Annotated in this window: 6 protein-coding genes; all 6 read right to left on the reverse strand. The window is 40.8% G+C overall.

What is annotated here, in order from left to right; all coding sequences use genetic code 11:
• Positions 1-79: 79 nt before the first annotated feature.
• On the reverse strand, positions 80-6,970 hold the full coding sequence (locus tag BK127_RS23995; RefSeq protein ID WP_076234046.1) for a glycoside hydrolase family 78 protein: 6,891 nt from the start codon (positions 6,968-6,970) through the stop codon (positions 80-82).
• A 34-nt stretch (positions 6,971-7,004) separates the two neighbouring features.
• A complete protein-coding gene (locus BK127_RS24000) occupies positions 7,005-8,093 on the reverse strand; it encodes an S-layer homology domain-containing protein (RefSeq protein WP_076234047.1) in 1,089 nt (362 codons plus the stop codon).
• Positions 8,094-8,202: 109 nt separating this feature from the next.
• Positions 8,203-8,358 (reverse strand): hypothetical protein, encoded by a 156-nt coding sequence (locus BK127_RS43865; protein WP_179097584.1) that lies wholly within the window; start codon positions 8,356-8,358, stop codon positions 8,203-8,205.
• A gap of 875 nt (positions 8,359-9,233) precedes the next feature.
• Positions 9,234-10,334 (reverse strand): hypothetical protein, encoded by a 1,101-nt coding sequence (locus BK127_RS24005; protein ID WP_076234048.1) that lies wholly within the window; start codon positions 10,332-10,334, stop codon positions 9,234-9,236.
• A 123-nt stretch (positions 10,335-10,457) separates the two neighbouring features.
• Positions 10,458-11,138 (reverse strand): stalk domain-containing protein, encoded by a 681-nt coding sequence (locus tag BK127_RS24010; RefSeq protein WP_076234049.1) that lies wholly within the window; start codon positions 11,136-11,138, stop codon positions 10,458-10,460.
• Between the two features lie 5 nt (positions 11,139-11,143).
• Positions 11,144-12,468 (reverse strand): C39 family peptidase (locus BK127_RS24015; RefSeq protein WP_218639031.1); only part of this gene is annotated, 1,325 nt, incomplete at its 5' end.

The raw sequence follows: 12,468 nt of genomic DNA on the forward strand, positions 1-12,468 counted from the left end.
GAGCAGCTATTACCTGCTGCTCCCGAAAGTTGGTTTCATTCACCTGCTTCTGCATAAACCCTTTATATTCCTGAAGTTACTATCTGGATCGGTGCTGCCTCCAATACCCGTCATCATCGATGGTTACCTGCACATCAGCTATTTTGGTATAACCTGTTGGCGTGTGAACTGTGAATCGGAATGTAACATTCTGGTTATCCCATCTTAGCATCGTTTCATCCCACAGCTCTCCCGTCCATATCCCATCGAACGTTCCTCCGCTAGCCTTGTTCATTTCTGTATCGAATGAGGTTCCCAATATTTGTGATGTAGTTCGAATCACATTCCCCAAGGTCGCAGCCTTTAACAAGAAACGCTCACCCGGGAAAAATACTTCATAGCCGCGCGGACTTTCATCGGTCCTTGTCTTGGATTGGTTATATCTCTTTCGATTTGCGTTCCAATCGTCAGTATGGTTCACATATCCGAGAATCACCATTTCACTTACTCCAATGATTCGAGTTAAACTGTTGCTCACCCCGTATATGTCCGTCACTGTCAAGGTAACCTCATAATTGCCCGGCTGGACAAAAGTGAGAAAGGGATCCTCTGTGTAACTTGATGTCTGCCCTGACGGATTTCGAATCGACCAGTTGGATGTTATCGTGTGGATATCAGGATCCGTCGACTGATTAATCAACTGAATATGATCTCCTTCCCAAGCCGGTCCCTCAAATACAGCAACTGGTGGATTCACCTTCCAGGTAAATGCTGCTATTGGGGGGCGGTTGATATACATCCACTTGTAGGGTGACCAGCCTGAGTCGGCCCCATATTGATCCCAGACTTTAACCCTTACCATGAGTTTTTTACCTGCTGGTAAATCTATAAATGGTGTATGCGTGTTGGTCCCGCTCGTCGTATTTTGAAGCATCATTCCGCTATCATAGACTACTCCCCCCGACGATTCTGCAACCTGAATCTGATAATAACTAAAACTGTAGCCTGTATCAGGGTCGCTTTGATTCCAGCCTATTACAGGTCTGAAATTATTCAAAACTATGGTTGGGTTTGACTCCGTTCCAGAAGGGAAAGTTACTGAAGCACTCGGAGCTCTGTTAATAATAAACCATGTGTATGGAGACCATGCAGACCAGGCATACCCATCCGTAACTCTCACACGTATTTGAAGCAAACGATTTGAAGGTAAATCGGATCCTATCGTAAACGAATTATGGTTGGCCGTTGTGCCCTGCCAATGCTGTATAGTGGGCAGCACAGGCGTTCCATCCTCATACAAAATATCAAACTCCGCATACGTATAATTCGTGCCTGGATCCGGATCAGATTGATCCCACTCAAATTTAGGCCTCACCGTATCAAAAAATGTAGGTGCCCATTGGGAACCGTCAGGTACCGCCATCACGGCTGAAGGTGGCCTGTTCGTAATCATCCATCCTATATTCGACCAATCCGATTTGCTTTCACCATCCGATGTACGTACTTGAACCGAGTATTGACCTCCTATTTGAAGAGGGGTATCCATCGTCCAAGACCAGCTGTTACTGGATGTGTTCATAATTCTGTTATTCATACATTCTATACAACTTCCCCAAATATCTTTTATTGCGATATCAAAAGTAGTGAATGTTGTAGGTACATCCATATCAAATTGATTCCACGTAATCGTCGGTAATAAGGTTACTGGACTCGGTGCCGCATACGTGCCGTTCGGAAATGTTAATTCAACCGTAGGCGGGTTGTTGGGAGGAGGCAGCACATCTGGAGGTACATCGATGGTTTGCTCGTTCCAATCGCTCCATGCTCGATATTCATCGCCCACTGCTTTGGCAATCGTATAGGTTCCCGATTCCTGCGGACGGATCAGCTGCCCATTAACCAATACACCGGAAGGCGTGATGTAATAGTACTTTTCATTATAAATTCCATGATTATATGCATACTCTGCCTGACAATTTCCAGTATTATAGCATCGATCAGGGTCATAGGATGAGTCGTTCCAGTCTACCCTGCCATATTCGTTCAATGCGACGGCGTATATCGATAAAGGGCGACGATGCACAATCAGGCTTTGTGGATACCAATCCGAATACTTCGCATAGTCCGCAAATAATCCATCTCCATACAGCTGCCGGTGATCAGGGTGAGGATCATCCTTTACGCGATAATCGATTTTGTAAACCCCAACCTTATCGAAGGTTAAGACTGGATTCGTAACCGTGCTGTTATTCAATGCTGAGTCTCCAGATTTGCCATCATTCGCGTCCAGTAGCTTAGTAGCCGAGATGATAGAATAAGGTAAATAAAGATCTATAGCTCTTTGCGTACTGATCTGTTCATAATGCCATTGCGTAGCCGGATCTAACCGTGGATCGTTTTCAGGATCTTTGTAAGTGACTTCATAGGTTACAGCGGTATCCACAATAGAAGTGCCTGCGGTATCATAACTTAGATCAGCATCTGACCACTGAAAATTAAGTCCTTTGAACTCCGCATTATCAGTAGTGGAGTAAGGTCCCATAGTTCCTGATGAGAAAGTACCGTCCGTTACATCTATAGCTAGACCATTGCCTTCATAGACTTTTATGCGTGTTCCAGTAAGCCTGATTTTATACGACACCCAGTTACTATTAATGGACGATCTGTTTACGGATGAAAGAATTGTTTTCCTGCCGTTAACAATACGAACCAATCGAAGAGAATCCCTGTAAGACTCCAGCCTGTACATATTTTTATGATCCTGAATTCTGAATCCAACACCTGCAGACATATTAAGATAATTCAGCTTTGATGTTCTCATATTCCAAGAAACAGTTCCATTAACTACCTGCTGAGAATAAGGGTTAATTAGCTGCCCATACGTGTAGTACTCATTAGTTATTGGAGTTTGCGCAGTCTCTGGAGTATAAGAGTATATGCTGCCAGTACTGGAATCAACAATAGTGTCCTCATTGTATATGATTCCAGGTAATGTACCAGCTCCTGTCATGTGGCCTGCATTAACATCTCCTAAACCAATAGTTGGTGAAGTCATAATACCCCAACCACTTTGACCAACCGTAAAAGAGTTAGCGTCCCAAGTGTTTTTTGGCCCTAAGGTAGCAAATGTATCAAATGCGCTTGGGGGAATCCAAGTAGTAATAACTCCAGAAGCTAAGATGACATACTTTTGATCTGAAGGCTCATCTACCCAATACCCACTGCCGTCATCTCCATCAACATAATAGTGATACCCAGGAAAATATAATGATATATAGTTTCCGTCCGGTGTAACAGTTTTTGAGTATTTATCTTCTGATGGAAACCCTGATGAGTCCCAAAGTAATGATGGCATTCCTGTTTCTCTATCAAATTTGTACATCTTCTTATCCAGACCAAAGAGGAAATAATCCCCATTATTGTTGGGCACTGCGGATAAATAACTGTCATTTCCGTCTGAGCTACAGAAATCAGGGAATTTTGTGGAGTTACAATACATCAGCCTTGAATACCTGGCCACAGAAGGCATATTTGTGTAACTTTCTACTTTATAAGGAGTGGCCTCCTTATTTCTGTAAGAAGACACTGTTCTTGCAGTTAAATTAATTTTTTTGAAATCTTTGTCAAAAGGCAAGTAATCTCCGGATTTCACATAACTACCGTCAGACCAATTAGACTTAGTTCCGGTTCTTTGGATATCCGCAGAGGACAATCGTTCATGGAACTGTTCAAAAAAGGTCCCTCCACGCAAATACGTAATATTTCCATTCCTAAGATCACTTAGCCTATATACCTGGTACCTCTCGGTATTAGTAGAATAGTAGTCCCCTCCGCTTCCCCCGCTATAACTATTTGACGTGGGAATTATACTGTATACCATAAATTCATCGGTAAATTCGTTCTTCGCCCAAGACATATTACTGAAATAGGAGAAGCCACCGCCAAAAGGCACCTGGAAATCAGGAAATAAAGGGAACTGTTTACCTACCATATCGGTACCCATTAGGTAGAAATAGTGGTCATACCCAACATTCCCTGCATCTTTTCTTCCATCTCCTATAAATTTATTGTTACCTATATAAGAGTAACGCAAACTATCAACTGTATTCCAGGCCACACAAGGGCCAGCTGGAAATCCACGATCACTACAACTAGGCATATTTCCTTGTTGAATCTTACTCAGTAATACTGAGTTGTTTGAACTTGGGAAAGATGCAGTAGTATCTGTTATTTTTCTTCTAGGAGAAATCAAACTTCCCTCAGAATTAGCGCCCCATCCATTGGCTACGCTTGCACTGTCCAAGCTGGTATTAGCCCAAGTCTTAAGAACTGATGGAGAATAGCCGGCTACATTTATAGGTGCAGGCTCAGTAGCGATCCCTGTAGCTGTAAACTCGGCATCAGGGTTGTCGTTAATGACATTCATAGTAAACACCTTGCTAGCTGATTTTCCATAATCCTCTATGGCATATACGTTAAAGCAATAGTTACCAACTCTAGGAGGGGTAAAGGTAAAATAACTAGAACTGTTTGATATGAAGTTCTCATAAGGGTTACAGGATCCGTTATTTCCAGCATCATACCCCCAGGTGACACTGTATCCAACAATCGTATCTCCATCGGGGCTATAGGATCGATTCCTGAAATTAGCCTCAGATCGGGTCATCGATGACCGATAGTCAAAATCGATTACCGGCGGCAGATCGGGATTGACGATGATCGTATGTTTAGCCGTTTCATCGGATTTCAAATCGGTATTATCAAATACCTTCAGGGTGACGACCACGTTTCCGGGTGTGTAGTAGACCGATTGTTTATTCACCCATTCATCCTTGGCGTGATTAATCGTTCTTCCCGGTACCGGTGAATAGCTGCTATCCGCATCCAAAGGTGGATCCAAAACTCGACCTTCACGAACTACGGTCGATCCATAGATGACAGGTATAGGTTCCGGACCGATGACATCCAGATACTCACAAGCCGTTGTCGAACCGCCGCGATTGTCCGTAGCCGTGGCGCATATCTTATGCGAGCCTTTGGTCGTCGCGCTAAATCCCCCATAGCTGCTGCTTGTATAAGGTGAAGCTAGTCCGCGTGCAGCAGGTAAAGCTCCTACCCAGGCTGAGCTGCCTGTGTATCCGGTGAATTTCCAGGTCGTCGTTACTGGATCTCCATCAGGGTCGTGTACGGAAATGACCTTAACGCCGACTGTATCCCCAACAATAGCTTCACTGATCTGAGCCGACATACTGCTATTAAACCAACCAATCTGTAATTCAGGGGGTTGATTGGGCGGAGGGTCTCCTATAATAAAAGGCTTGGGTCCCAACTGCAAAAAGCCATCGCAGGAATCCCTCACAACACCCTGAACAGAAACGGGACCGGCAGTAATGTTTCCAGGATACTTGGTACCCTGCCAAGCAAATATCTCGAAAGTGCCAGGCTTGCCGCGAACATCTATCGGATCGTAATAGGCTGTTTCGTACACGGTGCCTGCCGAATCGGTTAATATAAATTTGAGTTTGGATGCCTGGCAAGTCGCGGTATCATTATTATCGATCACAATCTCAAACATATTATTCGATTTCCATGGAATATAGGCTTGATCGACTGTCAGCTTTCCTTCGAGGTCACTTTTGACCTTACACGAAGCCTGGGCCTGAAAGGTTTTGCTTACTGTATTGTTAGAGGTTAATCCCCCTTCATCAATGGCATTGTTGGAGTTCACATTGAACGTAAAGTCCTTGGGTCCCGTGTCTGCGAAGGTGTAGTTGTAGCTGCCTCCGAGCAGGATTCCGGTATTGGCTCCCTCTACGGTCTTGGTTTCTTTCACCACTCCATCCAACTTGAGCTGGATTTCAAATGAAGCTGAGGTGCTGACCCCATTGTTTTTAAAGGAATATTTAATGGCTTGCGTCGTTCCTGCTTCGATACAATCCACATCGACCTTAAGGTCAACGACAGCGAGATCGGGCTTAAGAGGGGTTTCATAGGTGATGTCGGCATAACCTTTGTACAAATAGGTATATGCTATCCACTTTGTTTTAACCGACATAAAATAGTTACGATCTTGTCCGTAGTTAGTGCCTTCTGAATCAACTAGAATCTTGTAATGTGAGTTATTAGTTAGATCCCCATTAAGTAGGCGCATAACTCTTACCGTGTTAACACCAGTACTGCCTGCATCCCAGTAAAAGCCTAAAGCATCGGGAGATTTCGTCTCGTCAGCTTCTGTCCCATAAATTTTAGTACTGTCAGACACTACCCTATCTGAATCATAATACGCCCCTGTTTCATTTACAGCGTCTGAGTCAGACTTCCAGTAATACGACGGTTTGGGGGAACTATCTGAGTAAGTTACAGCCCAACCCTCTTTACTGTAATCCATTACCTTCTCGCCCGCAGGGTTGTTGTACTTATATCTCAGGTCTGTTCCGCCCTTATCATCACGATAGGCAAAGATCTTGCCGTTATCAACCCGTTCACCGCTTGTTGGTATTAATCCTGGATATTGTGATACCCCATCCACGAAATCGGTTTCACTAGGATAAAACCTCACCGCAGTGGATGTTGTTAGGGCCTTGTGTTCCCAGCCTTTCCCTGTTGGCAGCCTATACATTCTATGCCCAGGATCGGTTTCTGCCCTACCAAACACATCAGTTTTAGCTCCGTCAAAAGCAGCAGCTACCAACTTTCCTGAAACTATCGAAGCTGGTTTGGATAATCCATTTATGTTTAGTGTTGCAGAAACAGGATTCCCTGACCCATACCCGGTAACATCAAAATTTATGCTCTTAGTCGGGCTGGTGGAAGCAGATGACGATAATTCTATTGCACTATAACTGGGGCTAGAAGTCTCGAAATTAATATAAATTCGAGTGGGCGGATCAGCGGCTTTTGCCACATCAGAACCCTCTGGTATAAACGGTAATATTAATTGTGTGGCAAGCAAAGCAAGACCCGTTAACCCATAAAGCTTACGTTTTCTCATGTCCCACCCCTAGTTAAGAATAATTTTGTGACTATCATTCTGCAATCATAATGATGTCATTACCTATTCTCATTTCCAATGGTCGGGATTTACCTCTATCATTAAACTGAGCTTGTTTTATTGATTTTTTGACACCATAACCTACCCAACCACTATAAGTTGCTTTCTTACCTGCATCAAACCCAGCAACTTTCCCTGTTGGGTTAATAGAGTCGTTGAAATCAACATTCCCATGCTGCACTGCGGTATTTGGTTTAAACAGGTCTCTATAATCATAAACGCCCGAATCAGTGCCTTCTACAACCATTTCAATTTCGAATGCTAATACGTCATACTCGGAAAGGTTCATTGATGGATTTCGGTAAGCACCATCAAACAGGTAACCATAAGGTTGGTCGTAACCTTTCGCATAATCCAAATAAACTACTTTATTAACTTTAATGGTAACACCTTTACCCCATTTTCCAATAACAGGCAGTACAACAGGCTTGATGTTCCAGTGCCGTTCGATATTAGTGCCGATAGATTTAATATCCAGCATATCCAAGGAAGCTTCGTCAGCGATTAAAGTTTTGCCAGCTCTTTTGGCTAGGATACGCTCAATAACAGTAATAGCTTGTGCTCGAGTGGTAACACCCATCTCATCAAGCTCCCCACCCCCAACGCCATTCAAAAGCCCTGTTTTCACAGCAAACTCCAATGTACCATCAGACTCTTTATCAATAGCTTTCGATGCAACCATAGCCATTTCAGCTCTTTTCATAGAGTAACCCATGTCGTCCTCATAGAAATGCTGCGACAGAATGCCTTCTTCCTTCATTGCCCTAACATAAGCCAAGTACCACAACGAACCTTGCTCAGGATCGACTTTTTGCCCCAACGCTGCAGAAACCAACTTAATAAACTCAGCTCTTGTTACTTCCTTATCTGGCTTGAAAGTGCCATCCTCATATCCATCAACATAACCTTTCGCAACTCCGTCTTTTACAGGAACATTTGCCCAGTGGTCTTTCATATCAATGAACTTTATTTCATTTTTTTCTGAGGCGCCATAAGAAATTCCAGAATTCAACAATACCAATGCCGATGCAATAATCAATGACTTTAATTTAATTTTATTCATTTTTAGTAACCTCCTTATAATGTGTAGCCCTTACATTCCTTTGTCCTACTCAGGTAATTTCTTATTCAACAGCCCACGATACGGGCTCGCTGTCTTTCAATTGTTCCCGCTATCGAATACTCGATATATTGGCTTCCGCAAACTGCTGCGTACTCACCTGATTCGCAAGCTTCGAGTTTTTCTTCATTTGTGCTAACAATTGATCCACCGAAGGCGCCATTAGCCAATTCCATGCTCCAACTGCAACCCCAGATTGTCGGATCACTATAGTCCACCATCTTCGAACTCCATTTCTGCAACCCATTTCCAACGCATGGACTTCGGGGTGGTTCTGCGGCTTGTAGCTCCATCAGAGCGTTATACGTCGTCTGTAAGGCGTTCACAATCGTGTTCAGTTGTGTCTTGGAGTCCCCTTTAATGGGTTTCGGCAAGATTGGATTCGGAACGGGCTATTGATAAATAAATTCTGCCCTGATTGTAGAGATGCTCTATGTTTCCTTTCGTATCTAGAGCTTGTTGAATTAATGTCTTAAGATCCACCGTTAGCTTGGATTTTCTTACCACTCCTCCGGATTCAACTCAGTTCTGTTTACCTGCACCTTAGAAAAGGACTCCGTTCTCACGCTGAGTTATAAATAAACGGGCGAGTACTCTTCTAATTATCCAGTTCAGAATATCCATTGCGCTGTAATTTCACTACGTCTTGAATCTGAAGCCACAATCGGAGTTAGTATTATTTTCAAATAGGTCTAAAGGTTTATTGTGGACAATGTTTTCCATTGCTCCAAGTTATTTTGTCAAAATATTGACAATTGGTTGGATTAGAGACCGAGCCATGGTTAACAGTACAACCTTCTTTGTTTGTTATAGCCCATTACTACTTCTCACCAGTCGGAGTATTAGAAATAATTTCTATAGCCTGTCCAATCACTTCCCATTCGTCAAAATAAAATTACTTCCTAATCTTGTAGATCCGTTTATCCCTCTTTTCTATATTACTTAACCCTGCCTTCTCACCGCTACAGTGTATATCCAATTGAATTCTTTCATTTCAAAATTCTGATTTTCTGGATATTTAATTGCGTTGTTCTCATTTATATATACCTGGAAACATCTTCTGTCTTTTTAACAACAATGAGGCTATTGGTTCACATACTTCACCTTTTCCCCGTTAATCGTTACTTGAATGGTTGATGGACTATCACTGAAGAACGGAGGAAGATTAGAATGGATATTAGAAAAGTCAGCCTTTACAAACGCTTTTTCATCATAATCTATTTTCTCTGACGTAAAAGCATGCCACTCATAACCCAGCCATCTTTGCCAAGAACTATTTAACTTATCTTCTGAAAATTGTAACTCCAAATCGTTTTGAATCATAACAATATTCTCTATTCTGCAATTAGGGCAATAAAGTAGAATAGGTATTTGTATTGATTTTTTTTCATCATGATAATATCTGTTTCCCCACTCTTTCAGACCGTATCCCACCCCTTCAGCTCCCGCAATAAAATCAATTTCTTTCGAGAAGGGGCGTATTGCTCCGTTGTATTCAAAAAATGCAGATTTTGTTATTGTAGGAGGAAGTGCTAATGCGTCATTACACGATTTGGTATCTTCAGATAATTCTTTGTTCCAAGTTTTTCGATTGACTGCAACATATTTGTTTCCAGTGGAGGTCTCGGTTGCAGGTATTTGCGGACTTGAGATATCAGTGCTAAATAACATTGGCTTATAGTAAGTTGTTACTTCATTATTAGGAAAACCAACAACTCCATTTAATATCCCTGTTCTTTTCGTATGGATTAAAGCAAATAACAATGAATTTTTATAATGTTCATTGCTTGTAATAAAGATAGGGTTGTCTTTCATAAAAACAGATTGCTTCGTTTGATTGTCTTTAATTGACTTTTTGGTCATAATAAAGTGGAGCAAAGGGAATATACGAGATCCTGATTTATAATCGACGTTTCCATCATTTACTGAAAATTGACCCAACTTTTCTAAGGATTGTTGACACGATAGTTCTGCTGAGATGGTACTACGATCATTATTTGGTGAATCCTCTTTGTTAGTCGCACTATTTATTACTGTAACGTTATTTTCTGCGATATCTTTTTCTGCATCGTCTGCCAAAGTAACTTCAGTTTTTAGAAAGGGTTGCTTCTTTGAATACCCTTCACATGCAACAATAATGGATAGGATAATCATGATAGTTACCCATTTAACATGATTCTTCAATAATATCCTCTCCAATTAGAAATAAATTCTATTTTGCTATACTCTAACTTTCCAAGCTGTTTCAAAGACACTATTGATTAATACCTTATCCTTGAAGAACACTCGTGTGATCTAAGAATCACTTTATTTAGGAACATTGGTATCTTTAAAAATAAATAATTGGTAATCATTAATTTCAGCGTCTGGGTTAAATTTAAATTCTGCTTTTAATCCAAGAGTCGATAATTGCACAAATATTGATTCTGTATATTTATACTTAAAGGAGTCAGTATTTTTTTCGTAATCTTTTGTATAATTGACCATGACATCATTGGTTGTTTTTGTATAGCTTGTTGAGGTTTGAACAGAAGCCTTCTGTCCGTCCTCCTTCAGGTGAAAAATTCCACCTTTTGATTCTCCGAGCCAATAAATACTATAGGGGTCTATTAAACAATTAACGGAAACATATTGATTACCATCTTTTTCAAAATAATAAAAATCCCCATTGTATTTATCCGCATTCCCTATGTGCACCCAAGGAACATATTTAATAGGAAGTGTTGTTTGATCGTCCTTGGGGAATAATTCAATTCCGGTACCCTCATCAAATTTAACATTATATCCAATTGATTCACTAATGGACCTGACCGGTAAGTAAGATGTCCCCTTAATTACTATTGCTTTTTGATTTAGCTCTTTTCCATTAATGTTTATTGTAAATTCTCCATCAACTATTTTACCAATCAAACTTGATATCTCGGCATGAGCGCTAAATGATGTAGCTATCATGAACCCCGCTATAGAGCCAATTATATATTTTTTCATAGCCTTCACTCCTTAGATATGAATTCTCTTACACTTAGAATTTTTCCGCTATTTTTGTAAATCTGCATATTATCAAGCGTTGTTTGAGTTCCTCCCCATGGATCCATAATAATAATATCTTTGTCATTATTTCCATCATTGGTATACCCAATAACTACCGCAAAATGATTAGAATAATGACCTTGACTGTTATATCCATCAGTTGAAATTATACAAGGTAATTTTTGATCAATGTTCGATTTTATACATTCGTAGACATTTTCTTTTGTAAAACCTGCCCCCACATTGTTCCTATTATATGATAAATTAATCGCTTCTGAAGCTTTAGGAAAGTTCATTTCATTTCCCGGTGCATATTTTCTACTAACTATATTAAAATCAATACCTGCTCCGTAAAAATTAGCCAGCATTGTAAACGATGCAATTGCGCATCCAGTTGAAGAAAACGGTATTTGATTTACAGGAATTACTCCGTTGATCATATGTTCATCATTAGGATTCGTCCACGTAATTGAATTATCTGAACTTTCAACTACAGGAGTAAACACATTAGAACTCCCAAGCGTCGATTCTAGTGCTTTTAATAATATGTATACACCTGGTTGCTCGTCTATAACGTTTGGATCGTATATACGATCTTCCGTATATTTCCCTATTTCATATACATTTGTTCCGTTGTACACATATGGACTAACACGATCATTATCTAAATAACCCCACCCATTATAAGCTTCTGCATAAGCTAGCATCGCGACTAAATCATTGGAATTCCCACTTAAATTATGAAATTTTCTATTTGGATCTTTTTCTAACAATGCGTCAACTGCAGCTTCTTCAAAATCATAGAATAACTTTCCTCTCGGTACTTCAGTAGTTATCTGTCCAAGCTGTTGGCCATTGTGTAAATAAGTATTAAAATTACCTACAGATTCCCGATAATGTATTGCCGCAATTAATTGAGGAGGAATGTCTACCTTTTGGGATATTCTTTCGTAAATTTCTTTGTTCAATTCATAGTTTTTCACAAACTCTGTTAATTCATTGCCAAACCTTGAATCATTAATATAATTGATTTGATCGAGAAAATCTTTTGCATGGTTATATTTCGGACCAGTTTCTTTATTTTGAGTACCTGACGTGTCATAACTTCCACTATTATTACCAGAACCAAGAGTACGAGTTTCTACTTTAACAGGCGGCTTATCAACCGCTCCTCCCGCCACTTTACTTGAATCCCCTGTATAAAAACTACTGAAATTCATTCCACTACCCAAGACAGCGGCTGCCAAAGGAAATGCCATACTAAGCGTTTCCCCCAACTTCTGCTTGT

This window comes from Paenibacillus sp. FSL H7-0331 (genome assembly GCF_001956045.1).

Coding starts and splice junctions, on each gene's coding strand:
- BK127_RS24000 (WP_076234047.1), bottom strand. CDS start 8,093: ATGAATAAAATTAAATTAAAGTCATTGATTATTGCATCGGCATTGGTA.
- BK127_RS23995 (WP_076234046.1), bottom strand. CDS start 6,970: ATGAGAAAACGTAAGCTTTATGGGTTAACGGGTCTTGCTTTGCTTGCC.
- BK127_RS24010 (WP_076234049.1), bottom strand. CDS start 11,138: ATGAAAAAATATATAATTGGCTCTATAGCGGGGTTCATGATAGCTACA.